General features: G+C 68.8%; 12 protein-coding genes. 1 reads left to right on the forward strand and 11 read right to left on the reverse strand.

The annotated features are described in order from the left end of the window. Positions 1-20: 20 nt before the first annotated feature. The 11 genes from pulA to ACRSBM_RS31585 all read right to left on the reverse strand — a co-directional run bounded on the left by pulA (position 21) and on the right by ACRSBM_RS31585 (position 16,386). Entirely contained in the window at positions 21-5,420 is a 5,400-nt protein-coding gene (gene pulA / locus ACRSBM_RS31535; protein ID WP_434448923.1) for a pullulanase-type alpha-1,6-glucosidase, read from the reverse strand. A 94-nt stretch (positions 5,421-5,514) separates the two neighbouring features. Further along, complete coding sequence (locus ACRSBM_RS31540; protein ID WP_434448925.1) at positions 5,515-6,756, reverse strand: hypothetical protein; 1,242 nt, start codon at positions 6,754-6,756, stop codon at positions 5,515-5,517. Positions 6,757-6,777: 21 nt separating this feature from the next. Next, positions 6,778-8,286 (reverse strand): alkaline phosphatase D family protein, encoded by a 1,509-nt coding sequence (locus tag ACRSBM_RS31545; protein ID WP_434448927.1) that lies wholly within the window; start codon positions 8,284-8,286, stop codon positions 6,778-6,780. A 51-nt stretch (positions 8,287-8,337) separates the two neighbouring features. Then, on the reverse strand, positions 8,338-8,766 hold the full coding sequence (locus tag ACRSBM_RS31550; protein WP_434448928.1) for a hypothetical protein: 429 nt from the start codon (positions 8,764-8,766) through the stop codon (positions 8,338-8,340). 97 nt (positions 8,767-8,863) lie between these two features. Next, on the reverse strand, positions 8,864-9,562 hold the full coding sequence (locus ACRSBM_RS31555; protein ID WP_434448930.1) for an ESX secretion-associated protein EspG: 699 nt from the start codon (positions 9,560-9,562) through the stop codon (positions 8,864-8,866). A gap of 1 nt (position 9,563) precedes the next feature. Continuing rightward, the gene (locus tag ACRSBM_RS31560) at positions 9,564-10,868 is read right to left on the reverse strand and encodes a hypothetical protein (RefSeq protein ID WP_434448932.1); all 1,305 of its coding nucleotides are present in this window, start codon (positions 10,866-10,868) and stop codon (positions 9,564-9,566) included. Next, positions 10,868-11,470, reverse strand: coding sequence for a DUF3558 domain-containing protein (locus tag ACRSBM_RS31565; protein WP_434448934.1), 603 nt, complete (start codon positions 11,468-11,470; stop codon positions 10,868-10,870). The genes ACRSBM_RS31560 and ACRSBM_RS31565 overlap by 1 nt, the downstream gene beginning before the upstream one ends. A 4-nt stretch (positions 11,471-11,474) precedes the next feature. Further along, positions 11,475-11,780, reverse strand: coding sequence for a PE domain-containing protein (locus ACRSBM_RS31570; protein WP_434448935.1), 306 nt, complete (start codon positions 11,778-11,780; stop codon positions 11,475-11,477). A 234-nt stretch (positions 11,781-12,014) separates the two neighbouring features. Beyond that, complete coding sequence (locus ACRSBM_RS31575; RefSeq protein ID WP_434448936.1) at positions 12,015-12,419, reverse strand: DUF4233 domain-containing protein; 405 nt, start codon at positions 12,417-12,419, stop codon at positions 12,015-12,017. Continuing rightward, positions 12,416-13,762 (reverse strand): bifunctional tetrahydrofolate synthase/dihydrofolate synthase, encoded by a 1,347-nt coding sequence (gene folC / locus ACRSBM_RS31580; RefSeq protein WP_434453294.1) that lies wholly within the window; start codon positions 13,760-13,762, stop codon positions 12,416-12,418. The genes ACRSBM_RS31575 and folC overlap by 4 nt, the downstream gene beginning before the upstream one ends. Further along, positions 13,759-16,386, reverse strand: a complete 2,628-nt coding sequence (locus ACRSBM_RS31585) for a valine--tRNA ligase (RefSeq protein WP_434448938.1) — start codon at positions 16,384-16,386, stop codon at positions 13,759-13,761. The genes folC and ACRSBM_RS31585 overlap by 4 nt, the downstream gene beginning before the upstream one ends. Before the next feature lie 135 nt (positions 16,387-16,521). On the opposite strand from ACRSBM_RS31585, the gene ACRSBM_RS31590 reads away from it, so the two are divergent. Then, positions 16,522-17,394, forward strand: a complete 873-nt coding sequence (locus tag ACRSBM_RS31590; protein ID WP_434448940.1) for a hypothetical protein — start codon at positions 16,522-16,524, stop codon at positions 17,392-17,394. Positions 17,395-17,515: the final 121 nt, after the last annotated feature.

The raw sequence follows: 17,515 nt of genomic DNA on the forward strand, positions 1-17,515 counted from the left end.
CAAACTATTTTCCGACTGAACTACCTTTCCAGGACCACGACCGAGCGCGCCGCTCCCACCCGCTTCTCCGTGGTCACCGGCCGCCAGTCGCCGGCGGGCAACGAGACGAGACGGTCCGTCGGGTGAGGGTTGATCACCACGAGCACGCCCCGGCGAGCACCGTCGACGTCCGGCCCGGCCGTGTCGTCGATGTGCATGACGATCACGCCGGACTCCGCGGCCGGGAACGACACCTTCTGCTGCACCAGGTCCGCGTCACCCAGGGCGAACAGAGGCGACGACTGGCGGATCCGCAGCAGTTCCAGGGTCGCGTCCAGCGAGGCCTTCATGTCCGCCGGTGACGGCTTCGCCAGGCCCAGCAACGGCTTCGCGTACGGCCACTTCGACTCGTTGTCGGCCTTGGGCGGCAACCCGCGACCAAAACCGTTGTCGCGCAACGACGGGTCGTACGGGTTGAACCAGTCCCCCGAGTCGTAGCTGTTGCGGTCCAACGACTTCGAGCGCAGGAACTCGGTGCCCGCGTGCATGAACGGACGGCCCTGCCCGAGCAACGCCGGTGCCAGCGCCACCGTCTGCATCTTCACGCGGTCGGCCATCGACGTCTCGGGCTTCAGCTTGTAGGTCAACGCGTCGAACAACGTCTCGTTGTCGTGCGCGTCGACGTACGTGATCGCCTCCAACGGCTGTCCGGTGTACCCGGCGGCGGAGCCGTTGTAGTTCACGTCCCGGCCGGCCACCTCGGGCCCGGCCGTCGACCGGAACCGGTACGACGCCATGTTCCCGGCCATGCCGAGCTTCACCAGGTCGCTGTAGTTCTCCAGCCGTGCGGCCACGTCACCGTTGGCGGGCGAGGAGTTCACGTCGTCGGCCAGGCCGGAGCCGATGCCCTGCACGCGCGGGTCCTCGTCGAACGGACCGCCGCCGCGCACCGCGTCGCGGAGCCGGTCGCTGAACGTGCCGATGCCCGTCCCTGCCATGTTCGCCTGGGTGGCCTGCTCGAACCGGGCGTTGCCGGCGACCTCGCCGAACTCCCAGCCCTCGCCGTAGACACCGATCTTGCGCCCGTCCACGCCGTCACGTTCGACGGTCAGCGCGTCCAGCGCCGCGCGCACCGCGAGCATGTTCGCCTTCGGGTGGTGGCCCATCAGGTCGAACCGGAACCCGTCGACCTTGTAGGTGCGGGCCCAGCGCACCACGGAATCCACGACGAGCTTGCCCATCATGGCGTTCTCGGTCGCGGTGTTCGCGCAGCACGTGGAGTTCGCGACCGAGCCGTCGAGGTTGAGCCGCTGGTAGTAGCCGGGCACGACCTTGTCCAGCACGGACGTCGGTGCGTCGCCGAACGCCGCCGTGTGGTTGTAGACGACGTCCACCACCACGCGGTTGCCGTTGTCGTGCAACGACTTCACCATCTCGCGGTACTGCTTCGAGCGCGCCCAGCCGTTCTGCGCGTCCGCCGTGGCGTACGAGCCCTCGGGCACGTCGTAGTGGAACGGGTCGTAGCCCCAGTTGAAGCCGTCCTTGCCCGCCACCGCACCGACGCAGGCCTGCTGCTGGTCGGAGTCCGCCGGCAACGACGGCAGGTCGCAGGCCGGAGTGGCCTGGTCCGAGCGCTTCTCGGGAATCGTCGCGATGTCGAACGTCGGCAGCAGGTGCACGGTGTCCATGCCCGCCGCGGCCAGCGTCCTGAGGTGCTTCATGCCGATGGAGTCGCGGTGCGTGAACGCCTTGTACGTGCCGCGATCCGCCGCCGGGACGGACTGGTCGTTGATCGAGAAGTCCCGCACGTGCAGCTCGGTGATCGCGCCGCCGATGCCCTTCGCGACATCCTTGGACCAGCCGGCAGGCATCGACCGGCTGTCCTTGAGGTCCGCGAACTGCGAGTGCGTCGAGTTCACCGACAACGCGACGGAGTACGGGTCGGTGACCACGACCGTGCGCTGCCAGTTGGTGACCTCGAACTGGTAGTACTTGTTCTTCCAGTTGCCCGAACCGGACCACGAGCCCGAGGCGTCGTCGCGCTTGAGCCGCACGACCTTCCTGGGCTCACCGGCCGGCTCGTCGAACAGGCGCAGCTTCACGTTCTGAGCCGTCGGCGCCCACAGCCGGACCGACGCGCGGCCGTGGTCGAACGTAGGTCCGAACGTCAGTTTCGTTGCCGCGGCGGCATAACGGTCGTCGAGCACGCCCGCGATCTGCACGCTCGTGCGGTGCCGGATCGCGCCACCCGCGTCGACGTGGACGGCGGAGAGCTTGTCGCGCAACGCCTCGTCCACGAACCCGCGCACCGCGAACACCGGCTTGCCACGCAGGTGCGGGAACTGTGCCGGAACCTCCTCGGTCGCGGGCGCCAGCCGCAGCACCCGTGAGCCGTACTCGAGGCGGTAGCCGTCGGACTGCACCGAAGGCACGTCCCACACGACCCTGTCCTTGGAGATCCAGATCGCCTTGGCCTTGGTGAGGTCGTCATCGGCGGCCGGACCGGCGTTGGGCGGCAGCAGGTAGGTCTCGTCGCCCTGCAACTGCCACACCTCGTTCCCCTTCTGCCCCAGGTCGAGGAACTGGTCGGGGCCGGGGTCCTTGGTGTCGCCGCGGTGGATGATGTAGCTCAGGCCCGCCGCACCGGCCGCGAGCGGCACCGACCAGTACACGCCGAACGCGTCCCGCCCGTCCGGCACCCGCGACTGGTTCCAGCCCGGTGACGGCTCCGCGGAGCCCGTCCAGTGGTACATCGTCCAGTCCGTGTAGTCGCCGTCCGGGCGGTGGTAGTGGATCACCGCGCGGTTCTCGGCGGCGGCACGAGTGGCGTGCACCTTGCCGTTCGCGACCCACGCGTGGCCACTGGTGAACTTGCCGGACGCCTCCACGGTCGTGCCGCGCACGACGGAGAAGTCGGTGGTGGGCGGGAGTTCCGCGATGCCGTTGGTGAAGGGCACGTCACCCCGTCCGGCAACGCGAACCGCAGCACCGGACGCGTCACCGACGTAGTGCACGACCGCCTTGCCCGTGGCCGCCTGTTCGGACGGGTGCACGGACGGATCGCCCTGCTTCAGCCACACCTCGGGCGTCACGCTCGGGTCGACGAACCGGTCGGCCGAGGTGTCCTTCTCGTCGCCCTTGTGAGCGATGATCCCGACCGACTTGGCGCCGGGCTTGAGCTTGATCCACGCGAAGCGCCCGTAGGCGTCCTCCCCCGCGAACGGCAGCGGCGCGTTCCACTCGGTCGGCGTCTCCACGTCGCCCCAGACGTGCAGGCCCCAGCCGTCGTAGTTGTCGCGGGCGTAGTGCACGACCAGCCAGTCCGGGTTCTTCGTGCCGGGATCCGGGAGCGGCGGCGCGGCCACCAGCGTCACGTTCGCCCCGTCCGCGCCGATCTCGCCGGACTTCGCCACCACACGCAGTTCGACGCGCTTGCCGGCGGCCGCGCCCGGAAGCGCCGACAGGTCGGCGAAGACCCGGTACGGAGCGGCGTCGTCGGTGCCGAGGACGGTCCAGTCGCGGGTGCCCTCGACGCGCGCGGCGAACGTGGCGGCGGCGTTGGGCGCGCCGATGCCGTCGGCGCGGAGCTCGACGCGCTCGTCCAGCATGGTTCCAGCGGCCGGGGCCACCAGGACAGGCGCCGGCTTCGACTTCACGACGTCGCTGGTTCCCTTGAGCACCACCGACGACAGCGCGGGCACGGTCACCGTGACGCGGCCGTTCTGGACCTGGGCGTTCTCGAACCCCGACGACGACACGGGAACGGTCACGGTGGCGGGCGAGGTGCCCGCGTTGGCGACGACGAGGTGTTCGCGGCCGAGGATGCGGCTGAACGCGAACACGTCACCGTCGGCGTACCGGAGCACCTGGTTGCCGTCGCGCCACACCGGATCGCGGTCGACCTGCTCCGCCAATCCCTTGAGTTGCTGGTACAGCGGATGTGCGGTGTTGAAGTTCTCCACCGCACCCGTGCGGTCCGACCCGACCAGCTTCTCCGCCATGTACTCCGGCGTCTTCGAGGCGAACATGTCCTGGCGTGCGAGCTTGTCGCCACCAGTGCCCGCGAACCCCTGCTCGTCGCCGTAGTAGACGACGGGGTTGCCGCGCCACAGGTACATCAGCGTGTTGCCGAGCTTGAGGCGCTCCAGCAGTTCCGCGTCCGAGATGCCCGGCCGGTCGTTGCGGATCATCCACGCGACGCGGCCCATGTCGTGGTTGCCGAGGAACGTGGGCAGCGAGGAGGCGTTGGAGTCGGCGTCGGTGTAGCGGTCGTCGTCGAGCAGCACCTCGCCGAGCCGCTGGGAACCCTTGCCGGACAGGAAGCTCAGCGCGCTGCTCTGGAACGGGAAGTCCAGCGTGGCCTGCATCCTGCCGTCGGTCGTGTACTTCGAGGTGTTCTCCGGCGAGGAGTCGAAGACCTCGCCGAACACGAAGAAGTCCTTCTTGCCCTTACGGTTCGCGTACTGCTTGACGTGCGGCGCGAGCGCCTGCCAGAACTCCAGGTTGACGTGCTTGACGGTGTCGACGCGGTAGCCGTCGATGTCGAGCGTGTCGATCCAGCTGGTGAAGATGTCCTTCATGCCGTTGACCACGCGCGGGTGCTCGGTCATCAGGTCGTCGAGGCCGGAGAAGTCACCCTGCTCGCTCGACTCGCCGGAGAACGTCGAGTCGCCGCGGTTGTGGTAGAGCGTGGAGTCGTTGAGCCACAACGGGAACTTCGTCGGGCCTTGCCTGACCGGCGTGTACGGGAAGGACTTCTGGGCGTCGAGCTTCGGGAAGTCCTTGCGGCCCGCGTAGTCGGCGATGTCGAACGGCGTGCCGGAAGCATCCAGGTACGGCTGCGCGCCGGTCGAGACGTACTGGGTCTTGTTCTCCGCGTACTTGATCACGTCGGCGGTGTGGTTCGCCACGATGTCGAAGAAGACCTTGATGCCACGCCGGTGCGCGTCCCTGATCAGGTCGCGCATCTCCTGCGTGGTGCCGAAGTGCGGGTCCAGCTTCGTGAAGTCGAGGGTCCAGTAGCCGTGGTAGCCGGCGCTGTCGCCCTGCACCCAGCGGTTGAGGAACATCGGCGTCATCCAGATCGCCGTGATGCCCATGCCGTCGAGGTAGTCGAGCTTCTGGTGCAGGCCCTTGAGGTCGCCGCCGTGGTAGAAGCCCTTGTCGGCGGGGTCGAACCCGTGTTCGGCGGCGTTCGAGCGGCCCCGGTCGTTGCGCGGGTCGCCGTTCGCGAACCGGTCGGGCATCACGAAGTAGAAGCGCTCACCCCGCAGGTCGTCGCGCTTGGGCGGCAACGCGAGCCTCGCGTCCCCGTCGCGCACACCGGGCGCTATGTCCACCACCTCTCCCACGGCAAGACGTTGCGGTGGAGCGGCAACGGCCTGGACCGGTGTGAGGGGCAGTAAAGCCAATGCAGCGAGCGCGGCGACGACCCGACGCATCGCGACCTCCTTGTCGCAACTTCTTGCAGAGTTGCTGCACGAAACCACGACAAACAGCGGGAAACAATACGTCGGACCCTGCAAATATTTGCGATCAGGCCGCTGGGCGCTTGTACGTGATCGCCAGGCGCAGCGGATGTGAGCGCCACTCGTTCACGGCCATCCCGGCGATCAGGCCGATGCCCACGACGGACTCCCGCGTCGCCGGCGCACTGCGGCTCGGCGATCCCGCGAGCGGTCCTTCCGTGGGCGGCGGTGAGAACTGGGCGATGACCACCTGCTGCCCGTCGTGCGGCTGCACGGCCAGCAGGACGTGCGGGTCGGCCTGCTCCCCCTGGTTCTGGGCGGGTTCGAGGGAGAGGTACTCCCCGCGTTCCGCCGCCTCGCCGCACATCAGACCGGTCCACCTGAACGCGTCCAGGACGTCCTCGTCGGACAGCTCGGCGTCCGCCTCGGCGAGCGTGACCTGGACCAGGTGCGTGCCGTGCGCGGTCATCTCGCCGTTAGTCGTGAAGCGGTCGGGGATCATGGCCTCGCCGGTGGCGACGTCGATGAGGAGCATGTCGCGGAACCGGGTGTCCGCGAGCGGCGACCGGCCCATGAGACCGCGGCCGAGCATCTCCTTCAGCTTCGGGTCGGTCATCCGCCAGTACGTCGTCTCCTCGCCGATCTGCAGGCCGACGAAGTCCTTGACCGGCAGGCTGGGCAGCGCGGTCACCAGCGTCTGGCCCGGCGCGACCGGCGGTGGTGCCTGGACGCGGAACGGCGGCAACGACGCGAACTGCGGGTCCACCCGTGCCGTGCGGACGACGTGGTGAGCCCAGGCCCGCACGCGCGACAACGGGTGGTCGGGGAACCTCGCGTCGAAGCGGGGGTCGTCGCCCGCGTGGAACGGCAGCACGCCCTGCAGCTCCGGCGCGTACGGGTGTGGCCTCGTCCAGTTCTCGAACCCGATCTCGGCCGCCAGCACGGCCTCGCGCGCACCCGTCATGCCGCGCTCCAACGCCCCGAGCTGCAACACGGCGCTGCAGTTCGCCTTGGGGATGGTGAAGGATCCGGCGAAGACCTGCCCGTTCGGCTGGTTCGGCAGCGGCATCTTGACGATCCGCAGCAACGCCGGCACCCCGTCGAGCTGGACGACGTGCGCCTCGACCAGGCATCCGGTCTCGCCGTGCAGCAAGGCGAGGTCGTGCCGGAGCCTGGGCAGGTCGTCCAGCCCGGCGGGCAGGTCGGGGACCAGGCCGTAGTAGGTCAGATCGGCCTGGTCCCCGCTGGGATGCTGCCAGGTGTTCTGGTCGAGCTGCCGGAAGCCGGTGGTGTCGAACGAGATGGGCACGCACCGACACTACGGCGAACGTCAGGCGGCCCTGAGCGTTTTGGACCAGAGCGAGACGCCCGTCGCGTCACGCAGCCACACCGTGAGCTCCTCGCGCGTCGCCTTCACCTCGCCGAAGTGCTGGAACCCGTCCAGCGGCGTGGTGTTGGCGGCGGGCGGAGCGTGCACGAACACCGCCTGCGGGCCGAACGTCGGGTCGAGCGTGTTCGGGCCGAACGCGCCGGAGTGCAGCGGGCCGGACACGAACTCCCAGAACGGGTCGAAGTCGCCGACGGCAGCGCGGTCCGGCGAGTAGTGGTGTGCCGCGGTGTAGTGGACGTCCGCGGTGAGCCACACGGTGTTGCGGACCCGGCGCTTCCTGAGCTCCCGCAGCACCCAGGCGATCTCGTGCTCACGGCCGTTGGGCGCGCCCGGCAGGCCGTTCGCGACACCCTCGATGTCGTTGCCGTCCGGCACGGTGAGACCGATCGGCAGGTCCGCCGCGATGATCTTCCACGTGGCCTTGCTGCGGCTGAGGCCGTCGACGAGCCACTTCGCCTGCTGGGCACCGAGGATCACGCCCGGCTGGTCCTTCGGCGCGGTGTTGCGGTCCTTGTAGGTGCGCATGTCCAGCACGAAGATCTCGACGTTGCGGCCGTAGGAGAACTTCCGGTAGACCCGGCCGTCGACGGCGCGGTGCCGGTCGAGCGGCATCCACTCATGAAACGCCTGGAAAGCGCGCTGCGCCAGCACGTCCACGCGCTTCTCGGTGTACTGCGGCAGGTCGAGAATCTCGCCGGGGTACCAGTTGTTGGTGACCTCGTGGTCGTCCCACTGCGCGAACATCGGCACCTGCGAGGCGAAGCGCTTCACGTTCTCGTCGAGCAGGTTGTAGGCGAACTGGCCGCGGTACTCGTCGAGCGTCTCGGCGACCTTGGACTTCTCCGGGGTGACGACGTTGCGCCAGACCCGGCCGTCCGGGAGGACGACGGACTCCTTCATCGGGTTGTCGGAGTAGACGCTGTCGCCGCTGTGGATGAAGAAGTCGGGCCTGCGGTCGGCCATGGCCTTGAAGATCGGCATGCCGCCGATGTCGGGGTTGATGCCCCAGCCCTGACCCGCGACGTCACCGGACCACACGAACCGCACCTCGCCGCGGCCGAGCGGGGCGGTGGTGAAGCTGCCCGTGAGCGGCTCGCTGCGGGTGCGGCCGTGCAGGTCCTCGGCCGTGACGCGGTAGTAGGCGGTGCGGCCCGGCAGGAGGCTGTTCACGCGGACCTGGCCGGTTCCGCCTGTCTCCGGTGTGAGCAGCGGGCCGCGAAGCCTGCGGGAGAGGCGGAACCCCGGGTCGTTGGACACCTCGACGAGCATCCGGGACGGACGGTCGGCGCGGGTCCACACGATGCCGCCGTCCCAGGTGACGTCGCCGGACTGCACGCCGTGGGTGAGGATCGGGCGGTCGGTCCTCGCGAGGCTGATGCCCGAGGGCACCAGCGCCGCGGCCGTGCCGAATGCGCCTGCCTTGAACAACGTGCGACGGTCGAAGGTCATGCGCGGTTTCTAGTCGCCGGTTCTGACCGGCGGCCCAACCCGAGGTGAACTTCAGCAGCGCAGGTCGGTCCAGCCCGACCGGTAGCCGCCGTCCGGCGTGGTGACGCTCGCGACCGCGCGGGTGCACTTGTCGAGCGTGGCCGCTCCGGCACCCCAGAGCTCCTGGTTGGTCCCGCTGCGGGTGGCGCCGCCGGGGTACTCCTCGCCGCCCTCGATCACCGCGATCCAGTTGGAGACGCGGAAGGAGTGGTTTTTGGCGTAGGAGTCCCAGACCCAGGTGTAGGCGTAGTTCTTGCCGCACCCGGCGAACTGCTTGACCGACGCGATGGTCGCGCCGTTGTACTTGACGTAGCCGGTGGTGCCGATCTGCTTGGCAGAGGCACAGCCGGGGACGGTCTCGGCGTTGGCGGTACCCGAGCCGATGCCGGCGGACAGCAGCGTCGCGGCCAGTGCGGCGGCGATGGCGAATGGCTTTCTCACGGCCGCGACGCTGGTGCAGTCCGGTTAGGCGGCGGTAAATCGTCGATGGGGGGAGCTTTCCTCAACCTGAGGTTGACGAAAGCTCCCCTCATCAACCTCAGGTCAGGCGCTTGAGCCAGTCGGTGATGATCTGGCGCGACGCCGGGGTGGCGTGCACCCACGTCTGGTGGTTCTGGTCGGTGTAGCGGACCACGAGCCAGCGGCCGTCCTCGAAGTCGATCGTGGTGAGGAAGGTCTTGGCGCGCTGCCTGCCCTCGGGGCCACGCCTGGCCGAGTACAGCTTCGCCGTGCCCCTGCGGGGCTGGGCGAGGAGCTGGCGCAGCGAGATCGACGGCGACGCCTTGCCCGGCTGCGGCGTGTTGATCTCCGACGCGTGCACGTTGATCGACGCGCCCTTGCCGGCCGGGACGTCCGGCAGCTGCATCGCGAGGACCTCCCGCGCGTTCTCCGGCCGGATCGGGTGCAGCTGCACGAACCCGTTGTCGTGCACAGCAAGCACGCCGTGCTGCGCGTTCGCCGCCACGACCACCGGCCTGGTCTCGTTCGGGGTGACCGCGATCCACGCCGAGTAGTCGTTGTCCGCCTCGGCGATCAGGTGCAGCGTGCCCCGGACGTCCGGGTGGTCGAGCCCGACCCGGCGCAGCTCACCGATGACGTCGCGCTCGATGAGCACGCGCTCGTCCTCGGTCTCACCGGGCGAGTCGACGGAGAGCGCGGGGTGGTACGCCCCCAGCTTCTCCTGCCTCCACAGCACGTCGAAGGCGAGGTCGGACAGTTGGATGGACGACCGCAGCACGTCACCCCCCGATCGTCGGCGGTGCGACCATCGGCATGTCGCCGATGATCTCGTTCGTGTTCTCCTCGGTGATGAGGTAGTCGGCGGACTTGTGCTCCAGGTCGTCCTCGCCCTGGCCCTTCGCGCCGTGACCACCCATCCCGCCCATGCCGGCCGCACCTGCCCGGCCGGCCGCACCCGCTGCCGCCGCACCGCCTCGGGTGCCGGCGTTCTGGCCGGTCTCCCCCATGCCGCCGAACACACCGGCCTTGCCGCCCGGCTGCTGGGCCGCCGTGCCGCTGCCCGTGCCGGTTCCGATGCCTGTGCCGCCGAGGCCGCCGGTGCCGAACTTGCCGCCGGCTGCCGGGCCGCCGGCCTTTCCTGCTCCGCCGGGGCCGCCGGGACCACCAGGGCCTCGACCGCTGCCACCGGGTCCGCCGGGTGAGCCGGGGCCGGGGATGGTCGGGCGGACGGGCACGCCGACGGGCGGGAGGCCGGTGTTGGCCGGCCGGTCGATCACGCTGCCGACCGGGGGCTTGCCGACGCCGGTGAGGTTGTCTCCGCCGGGCTTGCCGGTGCCGCTGGTGCCGGTGTTGTCGGCCCAGCTGGTGGTGGTCTGGTCGCCGTTGGGGGTGGGCGCGGTCCAGCCGGTGCTGGTCGTGGCCGGCGTGCTGGTGGAGGTCGGGAAGCCCGACGGGTTCGACGAGCGCGTGGTGGTGCTGCTCGTCGCGGTCTTGTCCTCGCCGTTGTCGCCGCCGGTGTTGATGACCTCGACGTTCAGCGTGTCGGCCGTGACGCCGGGGAACTGCTTGGGCAGCTCACCGCGGTTGGTGTTGCTGGCGCTCTGGAACTCGCTGTAGACCTTGCGGTTGTGGGCCTCTTCGGCGTTGTAGCTGTTGACCTTGTCCTCCGTGTCGGTGTCCCACGGAGTCACGTCGTCCCACAGGTCCGTGTCCGGCCTGGTCGCCGGCATTTCCTTGAGCTGAGCCTTGTTGTAGTTGAACTGGTAGACCTGGTTGGACAGTGAGCGGTCGGCCTGCCGCAGCGCGTCCTGCATCTGGACCATGGCCTGGCTGATCGGGTTGGCGGCGGCCTGTGCGGCGTCCGCGCTGGCACCGGTCCACGCCTCACCGAGGGTTTCGCCGACCTTCTTGAGCCGCGCTTCGACCAGGGTGTAGCTCTTCTCCAGCTCCACGGCCTTGTCCGCGGCGAGCTGTGCCGTCGCGGTGCCTGGCCCGCCGTGCATCTGGGCGTAGATCTGAGCTCCGGAGAACCCCTCTGCGCGGGTGTTGTCCTCCGAGAAGCAACTGGGCGCGGGCCGTGTCATTACGCACCTGCCTTGATCGTCGTGATGGCCAGGTTCGCGAACTCGGTCACCCCGGCGCACGGGTCCGCGAAGTACTTGCTCTTCTCATCGCTCTGAATGGTGAAGAGGATCACCCTGTCGTCGGACGCGCCGACGAAGATCTCACAGCTGCCCTCCGTGCGCTGGTCCACGGCGAGGGCGATGACCGCCGGGTGTCCCTGGACCTCCGGCTGCGGCTCGAACACGGGATAGGTCGAGCCCTTCTTGGCGTAGATGGACTCGAGGTTCGTGCCGTCGGGAAGAACGATCACGCCCGGAGACATCTCCGCATCGGTGATCGAGCCGGGCCACAGGCAAGCGGGCCCAGGCGCCGTGGTGTTCACCGAACCCACCACCCCCGGCAGCCCGTATGCCTGCAACTGGGCCGCGGTGACGACACCGCACGGATCAGCCTCGGCGGCCTTCAGGTCGAGCGGGTTCGACACCTTGGGTGCCGCGGCACTGTTGCTCGTGCTGGTCGGTTGCGGAGCGTTCGTCGGAGTACCGTCGCCACCACCGCTGCTGTCGCAGCCCGCCAGCAGAACTAGTGCGGTGGTGCCGGCGACGACAGTTCGGATGCGCAACGGCTCAGTCCTTCGGCTTGAGGTTTGCCTGGTTGCCCTGCTCGGTCTGCTCGTACTGGGCGAGCGTCGCCTTCAGGTTTCGGATCCGGGTCTTCAACGTGTCCTGCAACTGCTTGTTCGACGTCTGGTGCGCCGCTCCGGAGGTGACAGCCCAGTTGTTGTAGACCTTGCTCGGCATGTCTTTTCCGGCGGCCTGGACGGCGATCAGCGCCTTGCCCGTGTCATGCGCCTTCAGGAGGTCGACGAGGACGGCCTCGTACTCCTTGATGGCAGCGCGCAGTGTGTCCAGATCGACCTTGGTCCCACTCATCCCCAGTGCCCTCCTGCAGATTTCGTGCGTCAAGCAGCATAGCGCCAGGTCGCGGCACGCGTCTCGGTTTCAAAGCACGATCGAGTGAACAAGACGAAACGCTGTTCTCCGACGCCTTTTCGTCACTGGAGAATCGATTGCCGAATTGCGCCCGGTCCGGAAATAGCTCGTCTGCGAGCGCTACGAGCAGCTCGCCGAGAAGTGGCAGGCCGGGGCCTGACCGCGGTCGCGCGGTCAGGCCTCCTCGGCCTGTTGTTGTTGCGCGGGGAGCCTGCCCTCGGCCATGCGCTTGAGCAGGTCCTTGCGCAGCCACAGCAGGTATGTCCACACCAGACCGAAGATCACGCCGATCACGCCCATCGCGGGCAGCAGCAGCCACGTCGCGATCAGCAGCACGTGCAGGCCGACGACCGCGGCGATCGCCCACGGACGACGGACGAAGGCGCACATCGCGATGAACAACGCGATGAAGCCGAACGCCACCCAGCCGACCAGCGACGTGACGCCGCCGTGCAGCTTCGCGATCACCGGCAGGGCCAGGGCGACGACGATGACCTCGAGGATCAGCGTGCCGGCCATGATGCCCCGGAACGCCTTCATCGGGTCTTTCTTGAGCGGAGCGGGGGCCGGGGAGGTCATGCCGGCTCCTTTCCGAACAGTGCGCGGGCCTCGCCGGCGGTGACGACCGAGCCGGTGACGATGACGCCGCCGCCGGACAGTTCGTCCTCGGTGAGGTGGATGGCTTCCTCGATGGCGTCGTCCAGGCGCGGACGCACCTCGAAGCGGTCCTCGCCGAAGATCGGGACCGCGATGCCCGCCAGCACGTCCGGGTCCATGGCGCGCGGGGACGAGTTGGTGGTGATCACCAGTTCCTGCACCACCGGCTCCAGGGCCGCGAGAATGCCCTCGGCGTCCTTGTCGGACATGACGGCCACGACGGCGACCAGCTTGCGGAAGCCGAACTCCGACTCCAGCGCCTTGGCCAGCGCCGCCGCGCCGTGCGGGTTGTGCGCGGCGTCGACGAAGACGTTGGGCGTGGAACGGACCCGTTCCAGGCGACCGGGTGTGACGACCGAGGCGAAGCCCTCGCGGACTGCCTCGACGTCGATCTGGCGGTCGGGGCCGGCGCCGAAGAAGGCCTCGACGGCCGCGAGGGCCAGCGCGGCGTTCGCTGCCTGGTGTTCGCCGTGCAGCGGCAGGAAGATGTCCTCGTAGACGCCGCCCAGGCCCTGCAACGTGATCATCTGGCCGCCGACCGCCACCGCGCGCGACATCACGCCGAACTCGCTGCCGAAACGGGCGATCATCGCGTCGACCTCGGCCACGCGCGCGAGGATCACCTTCATGACCTCGGCCGTCTGCTCGCCGACGATGGCTACCGAACCCGGCTTGATGATGCCGGACTTCTCCACCGCGACGTCCTCGGGACGGTTGCCGAGGTACTCGCTGTGGTCGACGCCGATCGGGGTCAGCACGGCGATGCGCGCGTCCACAATGGACGTCGCGTCCCACGTACCGCCCATGCCGACCTCGACCACGGCCACGTCCGCCGGCGCTTCCGCGAAGGCGGCGTAGGCCATGCCGGTGAGCACCTCGAACTTGCTCATCCGGATCTCGGACCGGCTGTCGACCATCGCGATGTACGGCTCGATGTCGCGGTAGACCTCGACGTAGCGCTCGGGGCTGATCGGCTCGTTGTCGATGCTGATCCGCTCGGTCGCGAGTTGCAGGTGCGGGCTCGTGTACCGGCCGGTGCGCAGGCCGATGCGCGTGAAGAGCGCATCGACCATGCGCGACGTCGACGTCTTGCCGTTCGTGCCCGTCAGCTGCACGACCGGGTACGACGTCTGCGGGTCGCCCAGCACGTGCGCCAGCGCCTTGATCCGCTCCAGCGACGGCTCGAGCTTGGTCTCGGGCCACCGCTGGTTGAGCTCGTTCTCGACGTCGAAGAACTCGTCGAGGTTGGTGTCCACAGTGCTTATGCCTCCGGCAGCGCGGCCAGGCGCTCGTTGATGCGGGCGATCTCGGACTCCGCCATGGCCTTGCGCTGCTCGATCTTGGCCTTGACGTCGGCGGGCGCCTTGGCGAGGAACGCCTCGTTGCCCAGCTTCTTCGTCGTGCCGTCGAGCTCCTTCTGCGCCACGGCCAGGTCCTTCGCGAGGCGCTTGCGCTCGGCGGCGACGTCGATCGCGCCGGACAGGTCCAGCTCGACCTTCACCGCGCCCGCCGGCAGACCGACCTCGAGCGTCGCGGAGACGGTGAACTCCTCGCCCGGCTCGGTCAGCCGCGTCAGGGCGCGGACCGACGGAACCTGGTCGACGAGGCCGACGCAGCAGGCGCCGCGGACCTTGCCCGCGACCTTCTGCCCCGGCTTGAGGCCCTGCTCGGAGCGGAACCGGCGGATCTCGGTCGCGAGCTTCTTGAGGCCCTCGACCTGCGCCACCGCGTCCGCGTCCCGCTCGGCGCCGGACGCCTTCGGCCACTCGGCGATCACCAGCGACTCACCGCCGGTCAGCGACGTCCACAGCGTCTCGGTGATGAACGGGATCGCCGGGTGCAGCAGCCGCAGCAGGACGTCGAGGACGTGCCCCAGGACCGACTGCGTGGCCTCGGCGCGGCCGTCCGCGATCTGGACCTTCGCGATCTCCAGGTACCAGTCGCAGAACTCGTCCCACGTGAAGCTGTACAGCGCCTCGCAGGCACGGGAGAACTGGAACGCCTCGAAGTTGGCGTCCACAGTGGACACCAGCGCGTCGAGCTCGTCGAGGATCCAGCGGTCGGCCGCCGTGAGGTCGGAGCGGTCCGGCAGCGGGCGGGCCACGGTCGCGCCGTTGGCCAGCGCGAACCTGGTGGCGTTCCACAGTTTCGTGGTGAAGTTGCGGGAACCGGCCGCCCACTCCTCGGCGACGGCCATGTCCGAACCGGGGTTCGTGCCGCGCAGCAACGTGAACCGGGTGGCGTCCGCGCCGTAGCGCTCCATCCAGTCCAGCGGGTCGATGCCGTTGCCCTTGGTCTTCGACATCTTCTTGCCGAACTGGTCGCGGATCAGGCCGTGCAGGAAGACGTCGTTGAACGGCTGCACACCGTCCATCGCGTACAGGCCGAGCAGCATCATCCGGGCGACCCAGAAGAAGATGATGTCGTAGCCGGTCGACAGAACCGAGGTCGGGTAGAACTTCCGGAGGTCCTCGGTGGACTCCGGCCAGCCCAGCGTCGAGAACGGCCACAGGCCCGAGGAGAACCACGTGTCGAGGACGTCCTCGTCCTGGCGCCAGCCCTCGCCGGTCGGCACCTCGTCGTCCGGTCCGACGCAGACGACCTCACCGTTCGGGCCGTAGAAGACCGGGATCCGGTGGCCCCACCACAGCTGGCGCGAGATGCACCAGTCGTGCAGGTTGTCGGTCCAGTCGAAGTACCGCTTGCTCATCTCGGCCGGGTGGATCGTGGTGCGGCCGTCACGCACGGCGGCGGACGCCTCGGCGGCGAGCGTCTCGACCTTGACCCACCACTGCAGGGACAGGCGCGGCTCGATGACCGTGTCGCACCGCGAGCAGTGCCCGACGGCGTGGACGTACGGCCGCTTCTCCGCGACGATCCGGCCCTCCGCGCGCAACGCGGCGACGATCGCCGGACGCGCCTCGAACCGGTCGAGCCCCTCGAACGGGCCGTGCGCGGTGATGGTCGCGCGGCCGTCCATGATCGTGATGTTCGGCAGGTCGTGCCGCTGGCCGATCTCGAAGTCGTTCGGGTCGTGGGCGGGCGTGACCTTGACCGCGCCGGTGCCGAACTTCGGGTCGACGTGCGTGTCGGCGACGATCGGGATGCGACGGCCGGTCAGCGGCAGCTCGACCTCGGTGCCGATGAGGTGCCGGTAGCGCTCGTCGTCCGGGTGGACGGCGACCGCGGTGTCACCGAGCATCGTCTCGGCGCGCGTGGTCGCGACGACGATCGAGCTCTCCCCGTCGCCGTAGCGGATGGAGACGAGCTCGCCGTCGTCGTCGCTGTGGTCGACCTCGACGTCCGACAGCGCCGTCTGGCAGCGCGGGCACCAGTTGATGATCCGCTCGGCCTGGTAGATCAGGCCGTCGTCGTACATCTTCTTGAAGATCGTCTGGACGGCGCGCGACAGCCCCTCGTCCATGGTGAAGCGCTCGCGCGACCAGTCGATGCCGTCGCCGAGCCGCTTCATCTGGTCGAGGATCTTGCCGCCGTACTCCTCTTTCCACTCCCAGACGCGCTCGACGAACTTCTCGCGCCCGAGGTCGTGCCGCGACATGCCCTGCTTGGCCAGGTCGCGCTCGACGGCGTTCTGCGTCGCGATGCCGGCGTGGTCCATGCCCGGCAGCCACAGCACCTCGTAGCCCTGCATGCGGCGGCGCCTCGTCAGCGCGTCCATCACGCTGTGGTTCATGGCGTGGCCCATGTGCAGGCTGCCGGTGACGTTCGGCGGGGGCAGGACGATCGTGAACGGCGGCTTGTCGCTCTTGACGTCCGCCTCGAAGTACCGCCGTTCGACCCACCGCTGGTACAGCTCCGCCTCTACCTCCGCCGGAGTCCACGCGGCGGGGAGGTCAGGACGCTGGGTTGCGGTGTCGAGTTCAGTCACAGCTGACAAGTCTACGGAGCCGGGGGTATCGACTTGAAACGAGATACCTGATAACGGCCCGGCGACGATTCGAACGGGTCCGCCGGTGGCGCTCCCCTGGTGATCAATGATGTGCGCCGGACATCTGGGGGAACCTTGCAGTACGACCTTGAAGATCATCCCGACCTGAAGGACGCGGGCTGGATTCGCGCCGCGAACAGACGGGCCAAGCGGGACATCCGCAAGCAGCGCCTGCAAGCACGAATGCGCAGGCACGGCGGCAAGATCGTGTCCGCCGTCGCCCTCGTCGTCATCGGCGCGGTGGTGTTCGGGCTCTACCAGACAGGCAGGTTCGGCGACGTCCGCGACATCTCGCTGCCGGACGTGGATTTGCCCCACGTGGGCGCGAACGTGGAGATCCCGTTCGCGAACACGCCGGCCGAGCAGTGGGCCGACGGCGAGAAGGGCATCGTCGCACCGGACGCCAACCCGGTGTTCGAGCAGGTCAAGCAGGCCATCATCGCGTCGCGGCTGGACCCGGCCACGCTCAGTGAGCACAAGCCGGACAGGTTCGTCGCGATGCTCTCCCCGCAGATGCGCGAGCACGTGGCGAAGGACGGCCTCGCGAGCTGGGTGACGAGCCTCAAGCCGGGCACGAAGCTGCTGCCCAACGGCATCAAGGTGTCCGGGAGGATGTCGCTCGGCGAGAAGGACGGTTATCCGGCCGTGATGACGGACTACGTGTTCGCGTACGCGTTCGAGCCGCCGGACCCGAAGAAGCTGATGAGTCAGCTGGACATGGTCGCGGCCACCCGCGAGCAGGCCACGTACCTGGTCATGCCGGACGGCCTGTGGCTGTCCTCGCTGGACAACTACTACTACTCGATGGGGTGCAAGGCGGCCAAGGAGGGCTTTCTCGCGCCGCAGTTCACCGAACCCATCCCGCTGACGTCCACGGGCGCACCCGGCGACGAGAAGAAGTACTTCTCCGTCGACACCGCGATCCCGACCGACATGTCCTGCGATTGATCACTCTTTCAGGGGTGCCGGAGCGTAGTGACGGCGCTCACAATTGACCGTCACGGACCGTTCAACCCCTTGGGGCCCGTGATGGCGGCGCCGCCGCGTTCTTCGGGGGCGCTGGCGGCGC

Source organism: Lentzea xerophila (genome assembly GCF_051094245.1).
GTDB classification, from domain to species: Bacteria; Actinomycetota; Actinomycetes; order Mycobacteriales; family Pseudonocardiaceae; genus Lentzea; species Lentzea xerophila.

Coding starts and splice junctions, on each gene's coding strand:
- pulA (WP_434448923.1), bottom strand. CDS start 5,420: ATGCGTCGGGTCGTCGCCGCGCTCGCTGCATTGGCTTTACTGCCCCTC.
- ACRSBM_RS31545 (WP_434448927.1), bottom strand. CDS start 8,286: ATGACCTTCGACCGTCGCACGTTGTTCAAGGCAGGCGCATTCGGCACG.
- ACRSBM_RS31560 (WP_434448932.1), bottom strand. CDS start 10,868: ATGACACGGCCCGCGCCCAGTTGCTTCTCGGAGGACAACACCCGCGCA.
- ACRSBM_RS31570 (WP_434448935.1), bottom strand. CDS start 11,780: ATGAGTGGGACCAAGGTCGATCTGGACACACTGCGCGCTGCCATCAAG.
- ACRSBM_RS31575 (WP_434448936.1), bottom strand. CDS start 12,419: ATGACCTCCCCGGCCCCCGCTCCGCTCAAGAAAGACCCGATGAAGGCG.